The 14767-nt window shown below is 38.5% G+C and carries 19 protein-coding genes; 11 read left to right on the top strand and 8 right to left on the bottom strand.

From position 1 onward, the window contains the following. The first annotated feature begins 45 nt into the window (after positions 1-45). Entirely contained in the window at positions 46-375 is a 330-nt protein-coding gene (locus E0E32_RS16835; RefSeq protein WP_434059218.1) for a hypothetical protein, read from the top strand. A 91-nt stretch (positions 376-466) separates the two neighbouring features. Here E0E32_RS16835 and E0E32_RS16830 read toward each other — a convergent pair whose 3' ends face one another. Further along, positions 467-1363 carry an AraC family transcriptional regulator gene (locus E0E32_RS16830; protein WP_066186181.1) on the bottom strand — a complete coding sequence of 299 codons (897 nt, stop codon included), beginning with the start codon at positions 1361-1363 and terminating at the stop codon, positions 467-469. A 218-nt stretch (positions 1364-1581) separates the two neighbouring features. On the opposite strand from E0E32_RS16830, the gene E0E32_RS16825 reads away from it, so the two are divergent. The 3 genes from E0E32_RS16825 to E0E32_RS16815 all read left to right on the top strand — a co-directional run bounded on the left by E0E32_RS16825 (position 1582) and on the right by E0E32_RS16815 (position 4424). After that, positions 1582-2727, top strand: coding sequence for a sugar efflux transporter (locus tag E0E32_RS16825; protein ID WP_078059889.1), 1146 nt, complete (start codon positions 1582-1584; stop codon positions 2725-2727). A gap of 477 nt (positions 2728-3204) precedes the next feature. Continuing rightward, positions 3205-4056: an aldo/keto reductase gene (locus E0E32_RS16820; protein WP_066186174.1), complete on the top strand. Its 852-nt coding sequence runs from the start codon at positions 3205-3207 to the stop codon at positions 4054-4056. A 92-nt stretch (positions 4057-4148) separates the two neighbouring features. Next, a complete protein-coding gene (locus E0E32_RS16815) occupies positions 4149-4424 on the top strand; it encodes a Rossmann-fold NAD(P)-binding domain-containing protein (protein ID WP_066186171.1) in 276 nt (91 codons plus the stop codon). A gap of 406 nt (positions 4425-4830) precedes the next feature. On the opposite strand, the gene E0E32_RS16810 is transcribed toward E0E32_RS16815, so the two are convergent. Continuing rightward, the gene (locus E0E32_RS16810) at positions 4831-5046 is read right to left on the bottom strand and encodes a hypothetical protein (RefSeq protein WP_165445065.1); all 216 of its coding nucleotides are present in this window, start codon (positions 5044-5046) and stop codon (positions 4831-4833) included. A 70-nt stretch (positions 5047-5116) separates the two neighbouring features. Between E0E32_RS16810 and E0E32_RS16805 the strand changes: the two genes are divergently transcribed. Both E0E32_RS16805 and E0E32_RS16800 read left to right on the top strand, forming a co-directional pair. After that, complete coding sequence (locus tag E0E32_RS16805) at positions 5117-5803, top strand: ABC transporter permease (protein ID WP_066186168.1); 687 nt, start codon at positions 5117-5119, stop codon at positions 5801-5803. Between the two features lie 30 nt (positions 5804-5833). Further along, positions 5834-6355, top strand: a complete 522-nt coding sequence (locus tag E0E32_RS16800) for a hypothetical protein (protein ID WP_130860289.1) — start codon at positions 5834-5836, stop codon at positions 6353-6355. A gap of 95 nt (positions 6356-6450) precedes the next feature. Here E0E32_RS16800 and E0E32_RS16795 read toward each other — a convergent pair whose 3' ends face one another. Beyond that, positions 6451-7956 carry an alkaline phosphatase gene (locus tag E0E32_RS16795; RefSeq protein WP_066186160.1) on the bottom strand — a complete coding sequence of 502 codons (1506 nt, stop codon included), beginning with the start codon at positions 7954-7956 and terminating at the stop codon, positions 6451-6453. 259 nt (positions 7957-8215) lie between these two features. Between E0E32_RS16795 and E0E32_RS16790 the strand changes: the two genes are divergently transcribed. Together E0E32_RS16790 and E0E32_RS16785 are read left to right on the top strand one after the other, a co-directional pair. Beyond that, positions 8216-8599, top strand: coding sequence for an OsmC family protein (locus tag E0E32_RS16790; RefSeq protein WP_078059878.1), 384 nt, complete (start codon positions 8216-8218; stop codon positions 8597-8599). A gap of 50 nt (positions 8600-8649) precedes the next feature. Continuing rightward, on the top strand, positions 8650-9231 hold the full coding sequence (locus E0E32_RS16785) for a class D sortase, LPxTATN-specific (RefSeq protein WP_066186158.1): 582 nt from the start codon (positions 8650-8652) through the stop codon (positions 9229-9231). 43 nt (positions 9232-9274) lie between these two features. Here the strand turns inward: E0E32_RS16785 and E0E32_RS16780 are convergent, their stop codons facing one another. Together E0E32_RS16780 and E0E32_RS16775 are read right to left on the bottom strand one after the other, a co-directional pair. Next, a complete protein-coding gene (locus E0E32_RS16780) occupies positions 9275-9961 on the bottom strand; it encodes an LrgB family protein (protein ID WP_066186154.1) in 687 nt (228 codons plus the stop codon). Next, the gene (locus E0E32_RS16775) at positions 9954-10322 is read right to left on the bottom strand and encodes a CidA/LrgA family protein (RefSeq protein WP_066186152.1); all 369 of its coding nucleotides are present in this window, start codon (positions 10320-10322) and stop codon (positions 9954-9956) included. The genes E0E32_RS16780 and E0E32_RS16775 overlap by 8 nt, the downstream gene beginning before the upstream one ends. A 257-nt stretch (positions 10323-10579) precedes the next feature. Here E0E32_RS16775 and E0E32_RS16770 point away from each other — a divergent pair, with 257 nt between their 5' ends. Further along, positions 10580-10999 (top strand): RrF2 family transcriptional regulator, encoded by a 420-nt coding sequence (locus tag E0E32_RS16770; protein WP_066186150.1) that lies wholly within the window; start codon positions 10580-10582, stop codon positions 10997-10999. Between the two features lie 34 nt (positions 11000-11033). Here the strand turns inward: E0E32_RS16770 and E0E32_RS22345 are convergent, their stop codons facing one another. Further along, positions 11034-11201, bottom strand: coding sequence for a hypothetical protein (locus tag E0E32_RS22345; protein ID WP_161485664.1), 168 nt, complete (start codon positions 11199-11201; stop codon positions 11034-11036). 280 nt (positions 11202-11481) lie between these two features. Here E0E32_RS22345 and E0E32_RS16765 point away from each other — a divergent pair, with 280 nt between their 5' ends. Next, on the top strand, positions 11482-12024 hold the full coding sequence (locus E0E32_RS16765) for a GNAT family N-acetyltransferase (RefSeq protein WP_066186146.1): 543 nt from the start codon (positions 11482-11484) through the stop codon (positions 12022-12024). Positions 12025-12069: 45 nt separating this feature from the next. Then, positions 12070-13788, top strand: a complete 1719-nt coding sequence (locus E0E32_RS22845) for a phosphotransferase (RefSeq protein ID WP_066186143.1) — start codon at positions 12070-12072, stop codon at positions 13786-13788. Positions 13789-13840: 52 nt separating this feature from the next. Here the strand turns inward: E0E32_RS22845 and E0E32_RS16755 are convergent, their stop codons facing one another. Then, a complete protein-coding gene (locus tag E0E32_RS16755) occupies positions 13841-14455 on the bottom strand; it encodes an RIO1 family regulatory kinase/ATPase domain-containing protein (RefSeq protein WP_066186137.1) in 615 nt (204 codons plus the stop codon). Then, entirely contained in the window at positions 14455-14580 is a 126-nt protein-coding gene (locus tag E0E32_RS22680; RefSeq protein WP_262361269.1) for a hypothetical protein, read from the bottom strand. The genes E0E32_RS16755 and E0E32_RS22680 overlap by 1 nt, the downstream gene beginning before the upstream one ends. Positions 14581-14767: the final 187 nt, after the last annotated feature.

Here is a 14767-nt window from a genome sequence, read left to right as displayed (position 1 = left end):
AAGCTCAATTTTTTTTTGAAAATATGCATAAAGAAAATAGGCTTGTTGAAAATAAATAAGGAAACAGTCAGTCAAATAATCATTGATAAAGGAAAGGATAGGGTGAAAATGAAAGATAAACCAAAAAAAGATCAATATGAAGATTTTAAGAATGTGCAATCACAGAAAGAGGATTTGACTTCGGAGGAGCTTCCAGAAGGACCTTATGGATCAGCACTGGAAGGTTCTTTAGGGAAGAGTGATAATTGGGAAGAAGGTCAGCATGTAACGAGCGCTTTCACCTATGAAAACCGAGAATTACATGCAGGAGATAAACGGAAATATCCAGGAGCACATCCCACTCATTCGAAAGGTAAAGGGAAAGAGGCGGATTAATCCAAGGGATACCAGAAAGCTACAGGAGAGATTGTTACTGCAGTGGCAGGTCATGTATCTGCTACACTGTGACCAATAGTCTCTTCTACCTTTATGTTATCTTCAAGCGCCGCACGTCTTCTTTTGGCGGGAATCCAAACATACGGACATATTCCCGACTAAACTGAGTGGGGCTCTCGTAACCTACTCGAAAGGCAACATCTGCCGCATCCCCAGACTCAGATAATAATAAATTTCGAGCTTCTTGTAGCCGAAGTTGTTTTTGATATTGAATAGGACTCATAGCAGTTATTGCTTTAAATGTACGATGAAAAGAAGACACACTCATATTGGCCATTTCTGCAAGTTCTTCGATTTTAAAAGCATCGGTATAATGTTGCATAATATGTTTGATGACATGGTTAATTTGGTGAGTGGAGCTTCCTTCAATGGCAATTTGCTTCAGAGCTTCTCCATGTTCTCCTCGCAACACTCGATAGATAATTTCTTTTGTAATTAATGGTGCAAGAATTGGGATATCTTCTGGAGTATTTAACAAGTGAACCAGCCGATTGATAGCATCTAATAATGGTGCTTCTATTCTGTTGACATACATCCCTCGCCTTGCTTTTTGTTTTCTAGCAGGGTTCATTTGATATTCACGTAATACTTCTAAAATATCCTTTGGTGTAAATATTAGTTTGATAGCTAAGTAAGGCTGATCTGGTGAAGCCTTGGTGACGCTGACGCTGGCCGGTAAATCAACAGAAGAAATTAGATAATCGCTCGGGCCATAGGTATAGTGTTCTTTGGCTAGAAATACTTCTTTCATACCTTGAGCGATAAAGCATAAAGAGGTACTATAAGTTCCATAATTTGGGCCGATTGTGGTAGGAGTGCGAGAGAAGAATAGATTGGGTACTGCTGTTGTATGTGTTCCATCTTGTGTGGAATGACGTTCAATGAGTTGGGCGATTTCTTTCTGCTGTCCACTGATTTGTTCAGACATTAGAAAATTCCTCCTTGCGTTATTGGTTATGGTTATTCCTACAATATAACCCATATAAGAGTATTAGGCAATCATTTAGCGGAAATAGGCTACCATTTCCTTTCTTTTTTGTTGCATAATAAAAAGAGAAAATAGATGTATGTAGGGGAGTGGAAGTATTGCTAAGCCGATTCAAAGAGTTATTTCAAATTAAACATTTTGGCCTTTTTATTATCTGTATGTTATTAGTAGGCACAAGCGTTTCGATTACGATGCCGTATCTTTCCTTATATGGTACAGGTGTCATCGGTATGAGCACGGGGACATTTGGGATATTTATGGCGATCAGTTCTCTATCTGGAGTAATTGCTAATACGATGATTGCCAATTATTCCGATAATGGGATGGATCGCAAGTGGCTTATTTTGGCGGCAATGCTTTCTTCTGCTTGCGGTTATGCGTCCTATTTGGTGTTTGAATCGTTTTTAGGATTGCTACTTTCCGTTAGTTTCTTTAATGGACTGGGTGCTGCAGCGATGCCGCAAATGTTTGCTTATGCCCACGAATCCGCCAGTGAAAGTAACTCAGATGATAAGACGTTCGCCAAATCCACCTTGCGTTCCTTATTCTCATTAGGATTTTTAATTGGACCATTGTTTGGAACTTTGTTGTTGGCAGCCTTTGATTATAAAGGCCTTTTTCTGGGTACATCCACTATTTTTGTCCTCCTTGCTTTACTCGTTTTTATTTTTTTGCCAAAACGTAAAATGACAATGATACGAAAACCCGAGACTAAACGGCCAACTTTATTTTCAACAGAAACGAAGCGATTATTTCTACCATTCTTAGCTTTTATCTTGCTTTTTTCCGTAAATGCGGTTAATGGAATGAATACACCATTATTTGTGATACATGAATTAAATGGAAGTCATGCCGATGTAGGTCTGATGGTTGGTTTATGTGCGGGACTGGAAATTCCTATTATGTTAACCTTTGGAGCATTAGGCAAAAAAATAGCTAATCATCATATTGTACTTATCGGTTGTGTAGTTTCGATGCTTTATTTCTCTGTCTTGGGAATGGCGACAGCTTCCTGGCAGTTGATTGCCGCCCAAGTTCTCCAAGCCACGTTTGTTGCCGTTGTGATGGGAAATGGGTTAAGTTATTTTGCCGATTTCCTTCCTGATTCTCCTGGAGTTGCGGCAACACTCTATGCCAATGCCAGTACGCTTGGGAGATTAGGCGGTAATCTGTTGGGTGGATTTGGAGCAGAAGTGGCAGGGTTTCGTTACTTGAACTGGGTATGTGTGAGTGTTGTCCTTCTCTCCTGTTTCCTTCTTTTGGTGAAGCGGCCGAGGCAAATGACGGAAAGAGAAGGACCGTAACGGTAATTCAGCTCAAAACTTGGAGGAAGAAACGTGTTCATCAACCAATCAGGCAGCTATTAGTTACTGAATTTGCCGCTTAAAAACATTGCTTTGTACATACTAATTGGTCACAGGATAGCTGGCTGTGAGATTCTAAGGAGATCAAACAGCCAGTACAACCCGATTGATTCAACTAATTGTATCTTTATATTGAGAAATAAGACTGTTATAATGATCGACTTTATTATCCAGTTTGATCAAGGTAGCGTCTATTTCTTTTTTTTCGATCGCGTAGTTTATCTCGTTCATCCATTAAAAGCTGTTGTCTTTCTTGTAATGTAGCATCTTCTTGAACATAAGAGGATTAGGCAATCATATAACATGAATAGGCTACCGTTTAGCTTCTCCTATGGTTCATAATAAATATGAAGCTATTGGAAGACCTACACTATGTTATCGAAAAGGATGGCTGAATATACAAAGGAGGAATTTATCATGAGAAATGTAACATTGAATAACGGAGTGGAAATGCCAATATTAGGATTTGGTGTATTCCAGATTCAAGATGAAGAAGAGTGCGAACAAGTGGTATATGATGCAATTAATACCGGCTATCGACTTATTGATACGGCAGCGTCCTATTTGAATGAAGCAGCAGTTGGTAGAGGGATTAAGCGAAGTGGTGTGCCGAGAGAAGAATTATTTATCACAACGAAACTTTGGGTGCAGGATACGGGTTATGAAGCTACCAAGAAGGCTTTTGACAATTCATTAAAAAGACTACAATTAGATTATTTAGATTTGTATTTGATTCACCAGCCTTATGGTGATGTACACGGTGCTTGGCGTGCGATGGAAGAACTGTATCATGAAGGAAAGGTAAGAGCAATCGGAGTGAGTAATTTTCAGGAAGATCGTCTCATGGATATCATCGTTCAAAATGAAGTAACTCCTGCCGTCAACCAAGTGGAAACACACCCATTCCATCAACAGATAGAAAATGCAGCCTTTATGAAAGAAAACAATGTGCAAATAGAAGCATGGGGACCATTTGCAGAAGGTAAAAATAATATGTTCCATAACGAGACATTGGCAGAAATAGCTGAGGAACACCACAAATCTGTCGCACAAGTCGTGTTGCGTTGGTTAACGCAACGAGACGTTATTGCTATTCCGAAATCCGTGCGTAAAGAAAGAATGGTAGAGAATTTCAATATCTTTGACTTTGAATTAAGTGAGAAAGATATGGGCAAGATTGCAACGTTAAATGAAAAAGAAAGCTTGTTCTTTTCCCACCGTGATCCGGAGATGGTTAAAGCGCTTAGTACGCGGAAACTAGATATTTAAACGATTATAACAGGTCAACTAATCATACTTTCTGCTAAGCGGAAAGTATGATTTAACTTGTTAGCGAATCAGAACAGAAAGGTGGAAAAATGATGAAAGTATTAATTCTAGGAGCTGCCGGACAAGTGGCAGGCCAGTTACGTGATAATTTGTTACAGGATACCAATAATTCTCTAGTACTTTATGCAAGAAACGCTCATCAACGTTTAACGATAAAAGATGAAACAGTGATTAGGGGTATTGACAGAATAATAATAAAAATACAGTATGAAAGAAAAGAAGATACAACAACAAATTGCACGAAGCAAATATTAAATGAAAAAGCCACTTTTGCAACAGCGACCTTTGGATTAATACGATGCAAATAGAAGAGATCAATATATTCCGCATCTAAATGTTGAAGTGCTTCATTCATCGCTTCGGTTATTTATTTTCTATATTTCCAAACAATTATTTTAAATAAAAAAACTCCATTACTATTTAGAGTAAAGAAGTTTCTGATTTCGATTGTCTGCTTTATCCGTAAAGATAGCTATTTCTTTCCATTGAATTCTGCTAACGTTACCCGTAACTGCTCATCTAAAATTTCTTTTCATTTCTTATACTTTTCATCCTGCTAAATGAATAATAATAAATCTCCATACCTAAAGAGTCTTTCTTTTCATCCAAAAATAATGTGTTAAAATTTAGAGAATACGTATAAAAATAGTAGCCAGGTGAAAGCGGTATTAAGATGTACTGCAAATTATTCTGAAACGAAGCAAGAAGACCATGTTATCCATTATAAGGACCTGAAGGTGGACATCCATAATTATTCCGTTGATAAAAATGGTAAGGAAAGGTGCTCAAAAAATCTGTTAAAACAACAATCATCACCTCTGTTATCATTGCCATTTGTTTCGGTATAAGTAACGAAGAGCTGCCAGACCTATCCATCCGTTCTTTCCTTGTCAGGTCATCGATATTTATCGTCATTGGTGCTGCTGCCACGTATTTATCGATAAGAAATATGGAACATAAGGATGTATTTTAATGATAATAGGAAGAGGGGTGAGGAAAAATGTTTAAGTTAATGCGTTTGGAAATGAAAAAATTAAATGTTGCGCGGTATGTAAGGAACGCTTTAGCAGCATGCTTGGCTATTAGCGGATTTTTATTCTTCATGTTATATGTCGACAGGGAGTTGTATACTGCTAGCAGTACAGATTTCTTCTTCTTAGTTGATAGTATTACAAGAATGGTGTTCATTGTATTCTCAGGTGTATTAATTTCAAGATTAGTTATTGAAGAATATAATGACAAAACCATCACTTTGATGTTTACGTATCCAGTTAGCCGAAAAAAATTAATGTGCTCCAAGTTATTGATGATCATATGCTTTACTTTTTTCTCGATACTCCTATCACGAATTTTTGCAACTGTTGTTTTAACGATGTTAGATAACAACTTGCATTTTATCGAGGGGAACATCACGATTCAAATGGTGATAGAGCATTTTAGAAATACAACCCTATATGATTTTTCTGCCAGCGGTATCAGCTTAGTTCCCCTATTTTTGGGATTGCTTAAAAAGTCGGTTAGAACGACGATTATTACATCCATTATCATTGCAGCTTTTTTCGGTGCAAGTAATGAAGACCTATCGATAGGTTCCATTATTGGTGTACCTGTGACATTTACCATCATTGGTGTGGTTGCTTCGTATGTATCGATAAGAAATATAGAGCATAAGGATGTACTTGAATGACGATCAAATCATCAATAGGAGGTAAAAGTGATGAGACAAGAACACATTTATCTGCTATTTACCAACACGGGTACATTACTGACCAAGGCTATTGGATTGTACACGAAAGCAGAATATAATCATGTTTCCGTGGCCTTGGATGTAAATTTAAATGAAACATACAGCTTTGGCAGAAAGCATCACCGTAACCCTTTTTGGGGCGGGTTCGTGAAAGAAAATATACAAGAGAGGTTCTTTCTAGAAGCAGACTGCTCGATTTATGCTTATCCTATTAATGCCAAGCAAATTAAAAAACTGCAAGGAACATTAAACTTTTTTAGGAGCAGGGAAAACACTTATCACTATAACCTATGGGGGCTATTTGGCTTAATGTTTAATAAGCCAATCCAACGCTCCAATGCATACTTCTGTTCTCAGTTTGTAGCTTATCTGTTGATAGAAGCTGGTATTGTTTCCTTTGATAAGCCGCCAGAGCTTATCACACCACAGGATATTCAACAGTTACCAGGCTTGATTGCCATTTATCAAGGGAAATTACAAGGGGCGGTGTAAATTAATGGTAGAAAAAACCCTTGTGCATGTTAGTAGAATTCGCATGCACAGGGGTTTTTCAATGAAATCTGGTCATCTATCATTTGGTTAGAAACTTATCTGACATACACTTCATCTCCTGGATAAATTAAATCTGGATTTGGAAATTGGTTGATCTCCTGTAGGGTTGTCCATAAATAATTATAGGTGAGTCCAATTTCAAATAAGGTATCTCCAGGTTGTACTATATATGTCGTTCCTTCTGACTGCTTTTGGCTGATGTCTCCGTGAAAGTGGGCGCCAATAGCCTTTGCTATGATTTTTGGTAAATCGGTATTATCATGGAATCCAGTGAATTGATCAGCTCCAGGACCATATGCGTAGAGGGGTAAATCCACTCCAGTGTGATTGGTGCTTGTCCATCCGACATTAGCCTTTGAGCTGATGACGGCATTGATGGCCATTTTAGGATCCTCTGCTTCTTGGATCGATTGAACCTCTTCTTCTGATAACTCCATACCTGAATACTGATTCACAACCTCACTCGCATTGGAGCGATCTTCATTTAATTCGGCTGCTATATTCTCACCAGTTGCGGTTACACTTTGAAGCAGTTCTGGATTGGCTGTTCCAGAACCATTGGCACCTGCCGTCATTCCACCTGTTTCATGATCTCCTCCAACAACTACCAGCGTATTCCCGTCTTTTTCAGCAAAATCGATCGCTGCTTGAACAGCGGCTTCAAATGCTGCTACATCCGTCATCGCCCATGCAGCATCGTTATCGTGGCCAGCCCAGTCAATTTGGCTACCTTCTACCATAAGAAAAAAACCATCTTCATCTTTTTTTAGTGTATCAATGGAGATTTGCGTCATTTCTGCAAGACTAGGTTCTTCTTCGGTGTCACGATGCAGCTCAGGGGACAAGGCTTCATCAGCGAATAAACCTAGCATTCTTTCATTGTTTACATCGATGTCTGCTTCCATCAATTGATTACGATTTTCTACCAGCTGATATCCTTGTTCCTCCGCTTGCTGGAGCACATGGGCTTCTTCCTGATTTCCACCTTCTGATTCTGGTAGGAAATTGTTTTTGCCGCCGCCAAGTAACACATCAATCTCATTATCTATTAACTGCCTGGCAATTTCCGTTTCATTGTTTCGATCATCTACATGCGCACCAAAGGCAGCCGGGGTTGCATGGGTAATAGTAGACGTGGCAACAAGGCCTGTTGACATGCCTTGATCTTTTGAGGCTTCTAAAATAGTCTGCTGTGTATTGCCTTCTGGATCTATTCCAATGGTACCGTTATTCGTTTTCACTCCCGTTGACATGGCTGTTCCTGCTGCTGCGGAGTCTGTAATGTTGGAATCAGCGGAGTGTGTAGAAAACATGCCTTGTAAATGTGGATCCCACACGGCCTCTTCACCCTTGAAATAACGATAATTGGTTGCGTAATCAGCGTTAAAGCCGTCTGGGATCATGTAAATGATATTTTCTGCTTTACCATTTTCCTCCCTATTGTTCATCTGGCTGTTTCCATCTGCGTTAACGGACGTAATATTAATGCTAGAGAAGATTAGTCCTGCACTTAACGCAGCAAATCCAAGCTTTCGTATCATTCCTTCATCCTCCTTCTAAATGGAACCTAGTCTCATTGTAGGGGAAGAATTTTAACGAAATATGAATGGAATGTAAATAGTATGTAATTTATATATAAGTTGAACTTATAAATGTAACAAAAACATGTGACAAGCAAGTCTTTGCTTGCCACACGTTTTTTAATGTAATGATGATAGAAAGCAAATTTATCGATGATTTTCATGAAACTTTCACATAAACAGGTTATTATTAGGTGTAGTTATGAAAGGAGACAGATAAATGCTTACATATTATATGACTGAGTATGGGTTTCAAGTGGATACCGAATATAGAGATCTCCCGGTTTCTGGACAAGGAGAACTTGGTTATCGACCTTATGAGCTGATGATATCATCTATTGTAGGTTGCAGTGGTCTGACGCTTAGAAAAATATTAGAGAAGATGAGGTTTACATTTATCGATATTCATGTGTCAGCCGATATCGTGCGAAACCCATCCGTTGCTAATCGTATTCAAGAACTACATCTAATCTATACAGTTATCTCAAGCAACGCAACGGAAGAAAAGTTAAAGAAAGCGCTGGAATTAATGAATAAAAATTGTGGTATGATTCAATCAGTAAAAGATAGTATGACCATCACAGAATCTATTATAAAAGCATGATATTTTAAAAGGTTAATATTCAAAATAGCGATTTTTGAGAGGTGAATCGGATGCTCAAGCTACTTTCCTGGACACTTATCATGGTAGGAGTTGTTACCTTAGCTTTTGGAGGCTATCAATGGTGGAGTTCCGCTTATAAGGAACAAGAAAGACTCTCTGAAGCGCAAACACTGTTTTCAACAGAGAACCAGAAACGTAAAGATACATCGATAGAAGACGTGTTAGATAGGGGGTACGAAAAAGGGGAAACGATTGGATTGCTGTATATACCTAAATTAGATCGTGAGATTCCCATAGTGGAGGGTACGGATGAAGAAGAACTCGCACAAGGTGTTGGCCATTATCATGATACAGGCTTGCCTGGTCAGAATAAACAAATTCTCCTCTCGGGACATAGGGATACGGTTTTCAGAAATTTTGATCAATTAGCACATGGGGATGAATTCCATGTGAAAATGGAGTATGGAACGTATAGATATAAAATCAGAGATCATGAAATTGTAGCAGCAGACAATACAACAGTGATTGACCCTTCTCGGGAAGATGAATATTTAACTGTCTCAACCTGTTACCCCTTTTCAATGATCGGAAATGCCCCTGATCGTTACGTATTATATGCTTATCCTCAATAACGTCCACGTAGGATTGGAATACAAGTATCAGCTTCAAAATATATTAGATAAACAGTAAGATGACAGGGACAAGTACAGAAACCACTACCGCGCTAATCGTCATGGACAATACACTGATGGCACCTTCCAGTTTGCCGAATTCTAATGATTTGGCAGCTCCCATAGCATGGGAAGATGTGCCGAAGCTCAATCCAATGGCTACGGGGTGTTGTATATGACAGAGTTTCAAAATAAAGGGTCCAAACATGCCACCACTGATTCCGGCAATCATAACAAAAATAGCGATTAATGAAGTGTTTCCGCCAGCGGCTTCGGTAATACTGATAGCAATTGGTGCAGTAACTGATTTTGCAGCAACCGTTTGAATCAGCCAATTATCAAAACCTAATAATTTAGCACCGATAACTCCAGTGACAACCCCAGTCAAACCACCCGCAAATATGCCGGTGCCAATCGCATTAGCATATTTTTTTATCAATGCGAGCTCCTTGTATAGTGGAATGGCAAAGGAAACAACAATGGGACCAAGGAAAAAATCAATCCATTGTCCTCCCATCATATAGGTATTATAAGAGATCCCCGTTAAAGATAAAATTATTACAATGGTAACCATCGATAAGAAAATAGGCAATGTGAATGGACTTGGGATTTCACCATATATTTTTTTCGAAATTCGGTAAAGCAGAAATGTCATCACGATCATAAAGATTCCAATTAGAACATTAGTCATTTGTTATCACCTTGTTTTTTAACATCTGATTCGTCACTATCCCACTAACACCAATGACCAGGCAGGTACTCACCACAATCAACAGGATGATCAGACTCCCTTTCCCAAGGAAGAAATTCAAATATTCCATTACACCAACGGTCACAGGAATAAAGAAAAAGGGAATATCTTTGAGCAAATAATCAACCCCGGTCTGGATTTTGGTTAATGGAATAACCTTCATGACCAATAGTCCAAATAATAAAAGCATACCTATGAGGCTGCCGGGAATAACAAGGGAAAAGAAATCCTGAATGGCTAGTCCTATATAATTAAAAAGAAACAACACACTGATTTGTAACATTATAACGAGATATTTCATCATTAGACTCCATTGTAAAGTGATGATTTGCTAGATATATCATGAGAAATAAAAAAAGTTCATCGCTTTTTTTAGCGTCTTGAACTTTTGATTGATTCGAATCCATTCCATGCCTATATAGTTAGAATGCCTGAGACTAGTACAATTAAAGTAAATGCTGCATATACATTAGGAGTTCCCAATAGATTATCATTTGACTGTTACTTAACGGTGATGCCATAATTATATGTAAAAACTATAAATAATGTGGTGATACAATGAAATTTTCCAAAGGTACCAACTATGCTCTGCACACCATGATTTATCTTGCATCCCAAAATGAAAAGGATACGATAAGCTTACAAGAGCTTGCGGAACAACGAAATGTGCCACCTTCCTATCTATCTAAGATGCTTACCAAACTTGCCAAAAAGGGTCTTGTTGCTTCCTATTCGGGAGCCTACGGTGGTTTTCGACTTGGTAAAAGCGCCAAAGAAATTAGTTTCTTAGATATCACCAAAGCAATTGAAGGTGATTTACCACTTTTTCAAGGATGTGATAAAGATAATGGGGTAGAATGTCTTGTTGAGAACATCATGAAAAACGCTGAAAACGAAATGGATACGTATTTAGCAAATACATCGTTACAAGACGTTTTAAACAAAGTAGAAAAGCATGATCTTGTAGACTCTATATAATAAAGAAGTCAGAAAGATTCGTTTGGTTACGCCATTACGAATCTTTTGTTACGGATATTACTTCTTCTCCAATACATTGATATTCATAATCCTTTATGCAGTCACAATCGTAGAACTTTTTCAGTGCTTCTTTTTCAGAGCTTGCATGAATCTCACGGATATTTTCGCATTCTTTTGTATATATGATTTTGTAGACTGGCATTTACTCCACTCCTTTATTGATTTAATTAATCAACACCTCGAAATGTCTCTGATTAATCTAATATAACATTCTATTTTACGTTTTCATAATATGTTGCTCAGACTTATTTGGATGTCATTTTATTTACCTAAGGTGATATTGAAATTCACCAGTGTTATGACCATTAAGCTGTCATTGTCGAAAATTATTCAGATGGTAGTTTTAATTGTGTCTAGACTTTCCTGTCCCCATCTGATAAAATACTCCCAATTTATCCGTTATGTTGTGAGGAGAGAGGATCATGTTCGTATATAAAATAGATGAAGACTTGTCGTTAAAATTAGTTGAATTAAGAGACAGTACACGGATTTTTTCGTTAACCGATCGTTCCAGAAATTATTTAAGAGAATGGCTTTCATGGGTAGATACGACAAACAAAGAGGAAGATACGATTGCGTTCATTAAAATCTGTTTACAAGGCTTTGCAGAAAACAAAAGCTTAAACGCAGCTATTTTATTTAAAGGGGAGATTGTGGGCGTGGCGGGATTTAATCACCTTGATTGGTCCAATCGCATCGCCTATATTGGTTACTGGCTGGCAGAGGATTACCAAGGAAATGGTATAATGACCAAAGTAGCAAAGGCCTTAACTGATTATGCTTTTAGGGAATTAAAACTGAATAAAGTGGAAATTCGTGCCGCTGCGGAGAATGATAAAAGCAGAAGTATACCAGAAAGACTTGGTTTTACCTACGAGGGGCATATCAGGCAAGCAGAATGGCTATATGATCATTATGTGGATCATGTTATTTACGGAGTGTTGAGAGAGGAATGGGGAAAGTAGCAGATGGAAGTATCATGAAGCGATAAAAACGAGAGAAGGTGTAGGGTGGAGGAGATTGCAGGATACCATTCATTCGTAACGATGGAGCCGATTGATAAGGGCTGGTCCAGTGATAAAAAGTATTACATAGAGACGAAAGATGGGCAGACATTACTTTTGCGTATAGCCGATATTTCCCAATACGATAAAAAAAAGAATGAATACGAATGGATGCAAGAGGTCGCCGCTTTAGGTGTACCCATGTCTAGGCCTGTGCATTTCGGAACTTGCGATAACGATAAGAAGGTCTATTCTCTGTTTACTTGGTGTGAAGGGGAAGATGCTGAAACGGTTTTACCACTTTTACCGGAGACGGAACAATATCAGTTGGGAATCAAGTCAGGGGAGATACTGCGAATGATTCATTCCATTCCGGCTCCTGAAGGACAGGCAGAGTGGAGTGAACGGTTTAATCGTAAGGCAGATGATAAAATAAAAAAATATCAGGCTTGTGGTATCCGTTTTGACGGAGATGATCAAGTAATCGATTATGTGGAGAAACATCGTTATTTATTATCCAATCGACCACAGTGTTTTCAGCATGGTGACTATCATGTTGGTAATATGGTTATTTCAGCTGACCAAACGTTGTCTATTATTGACTTCAATCGTTTGGATATTGGCGATCCTTGGGAAGAATTCAATCGAATCGTTTGGAGTGCAGGAGTTAGCCCTTATTTCGCAACGGGTCAGCTTAATGGCTATTTTGCTGGAAAACCACCTATCGAATTCTTTGAACGGTTAGCTTTTTATATTGCCACAAATGCGCTGGCTTCCGTTCCCTGGGCAATTCCATTCGGTGAGAAACAAATCATGACGTTGAAACAGCAAACAAAGGATATCCTGTCATGGTATAACGATATGAATCAAGTGGTGCCTACGTGGTATTTAGCGGATTTTTATGTGCAATATGTAGACGGTATTTCTTATCAATTGAAGGAACCTTTTGACATGTCTTTTATTCAACAATACGGTAAGGTATTTAAAGTGTTTGATAATCAAGATTCTGGGAATATCTGCTTTGGAGTAGAAAAACATAGGAAGAAATATTTCGTGAAATTTGCCGGGGCGCCAACCGCGAGATATGCGGGTACAACAGATGACGCTATCGAACGATTGAGGTCGATTGTACCAATATATCAAGATCTAGCTCATTCCCATTTAATTAAATATGTTCAGGCAGAGCATATTGGCGGTGGCTTTGCTGTAGTATTTGATTGGGTAGATGGAGAGTGTATGGGCAAACAATATCCGCTGACAAGACGACGATTTATGCAAATGCCGTTAAAGATAAAGTTAAATATATTTGATGATATCCTATCTTTTCATTATCATGTTATTAAAAAAGGTTATGTGGCGATTGATTTCTATGACGGTAGTATTATGTATGATGTTATGGCAGAGAAAACAATAATATGCGATATTGATTTTTATGCAAAAATGCCGTATATCAACAAGGTCGGAAGAATGTGGGGAAGTTCTCGTTTCATGTCGCCAGAAGAATGGCAACAAGGGGCAGCTATTGATGAGATAACTAATGTCTACTTGATGGGAGCAACCGCCTTTGCTTTATTTGCTAATGATAGTAGAGAATGGGAACGCTGGCAGCTTAACAAGGCGTTATATAAGGTGGCTTTAAAAGCTATTCATCACGAGCGCGACCAGCGACAACCATCGATACAGCAATTTATCGAGGAATGGAATAAAGAAAAGACATCATTTTAAGAAAGAAAAAGCAAACTCGTTGTCAGCTTAGGACATACAAGCTTGCTTTTCCTTATCCCCATTTATGATATAGGCGATAGAGTTTGGCTGTTGTATACATGATCCATTTCGGTACTTTTTTTGGAAAGAAGGGACGACAGTAAAGGCGCATATAGCCACGTTTTAAATCATCCCACTGCGTGCAGACTTTCGATTGGGAGAAGCGCGCCACATCAATAATACGTACCTCCCCATCTTTGTTCACGATCAGATTATGCAAATGGATGTCAGAAGGGTTAAGCCCGGCCTCTTTTGCAGTCTGTAAGCCCTGGTCAACCTCTTTCATATAGTGAGGTTTCAAGGGAATTCCTGTTGCGAGGCATTCAAAGAATGTTTTTCCTTCAATATATTCCATCACTAAATAATTGCTGCCTGATTCGTAGACAACTGGGTAATAATGATTACCTTGTAATTTTTCATAGTTTTGTTTTTCCTGCTCTGCCGCATGCTCAAAGGTTGGATGGAAAACTTTGATTATTTTATTCTCATTGTTTATCTTAAAGATCGCAGCACTTCGTCCCAGTCCATAAAGCTGTAAATCAGGGTGATGTTTACGTACTTTTATACGTCTATTACTTTTCGTAAATGACACAGTTGCTGTATAGCGCTCGTACTTAGTTGGTTCCATTACTTTTTGAGTGTACCTTTTCGTTTTGCTAGTTCTTTTTTGATTAAAGGTACGGCGTGTTTACGTGCTTGTCTGATGCCCTCTCTTACCGTTCTCGACTTTAGAAGTTTACTTAGTTTTGACATGTTGTAGCCTCCTTGAAGTTGTGGTGGGCAAAAGTGTACAAAAAGAGACCTTTGCCCACAGTATTGGACAAAGGTCTCGCAAGCAACGGAATCAGTTTGTTGCCAGCAGTGCCGAGGATTTCTCCCGTAATGACGACAGCTGCTATTATGCTACTCCCCTTTGGGATTGATTTCAATCAATCATTTC

This window comes from Gracilibacillus phocaeensis (assembly GCF_900626275.1).
GTDB lineage: Bacteria > Bacillota > Bacilli > Bacillales > Amphibacillaceae > Gracilibacillus > Gracilibacillus timonensis.
This window is presented reverse-complemented; position numbering and strand designations above follow the sequence as displayed.

Bases quoted from the DNA above. Each gene is read 5' to 3' on its own strand.
- E0E32_RS16830 (WP_066186181.1), bottom strand. From the start codon at position 1,363: ATGTCTGAACAAATCAGTGGACAGCAGAAAGAAATCGCCCAACTCATT.
- E0E32_RS16825 (WP_078059889.1), top strand. From the start codon at position 1,582: ATGTTATTAGTAGGCACAAGCGTTTCGATTACGATGCCGTATCTTTCC.
- E0E32_RS16820 (WP_066186174.1), top strand. From the start codon at position 3,205: ATGAGAAATGTAACATTGAATAACGGAGTGGAAATGCCAATATTAGGA.
- E0E32_RS16815 (WP_066186171.1), top strand. From the start codon at position 4,149: ATGAAAGTATTAATTCTAGGAGCTGCCGGACAAGTGGCAGGCCAGTTA.
- E0E32_RS16805 (WP_066186168.1), top strand. From the start codon at position 5,117: ATGTTTAAGTTAATGCGTTTGGAAATGAAAAAATTAAATGTTGCGCGG.
- E0E32_RS16800 (WP_130860289.1), top strand. From the start codon at position 5,834: ATGAGACAAGAACACATTTATCTGCTATTTACCAACACGGGTACATTA.
- E0E32_RS16795 (WP_066186160.1), bottom strand. From the start codon at position 7,956: ATGATACGAAAGCTTGGATTTGCTGCGTTAAGTGCAGGACTAATCTTC.
- E0E32_RS16790 (WP_078059878.1), top strand. From the start codon at position 8,216: ATGCTTACATATTATATGACTGAGTATGGGTTTCAAGTGGATACCGAA.
- E0E32_RS16785 (WP_066186158.1), top strand. From the start codon at position 8,650: ATGCTCAAGCTACTTTCCTGGACACTTATCATGGTAGGAGTTGTTACC.
- E0E32_RS16780 (WP_066186154.1), bottom strand. From the start codon at position 9,961: ATGACTAATGTTCTAATTGGAATCTTTATGATCGTGATGACATTTCTG.
- E0E32_RS16775 (WP_066186152.1), bottom strand. From the start codon at position 10,322: ATGAAATATCTCGTTATAATGTTACAAATCAGTGTGTTGTTTCTTTTT.
- E0E32_RS16770 (WP_066186150.1), top strand. From the start codon at position 10,580: ATGAAATTTTCCAAAGGTACCAACTATGCTCTGCACACCATGATTTAT.
- E0E32_RS22345 (WP_161485664.1), bottom strand. From the start codon at position 11,201: ATGCCAGTCTACAAAATCATATATACAAAAGAATGCGAAAATATCCGT.
- E0E32_RS16765 (WP_066186146.1), top strand. From the start codon at position 11,482: ATGTTCGTATATAAAATAGATGAAGACTTGTCGTTAAAATTAGTTGAA.
- E0E32_RS16755 (WP_066186137.1), bottom strand. From the start codon at position 14,455: ATGGAACCAACTAAGTACGAGCGCTATACAGCAACTGTGTCATTTACG.
- E0E32_RS22680 (WP_262361269.1), bottom strand. From the start codon at position 14,580: ATGTCAAAACTAAGTAAACTTCTAAAGTCGAGAACGGTAAGAGAGGGC.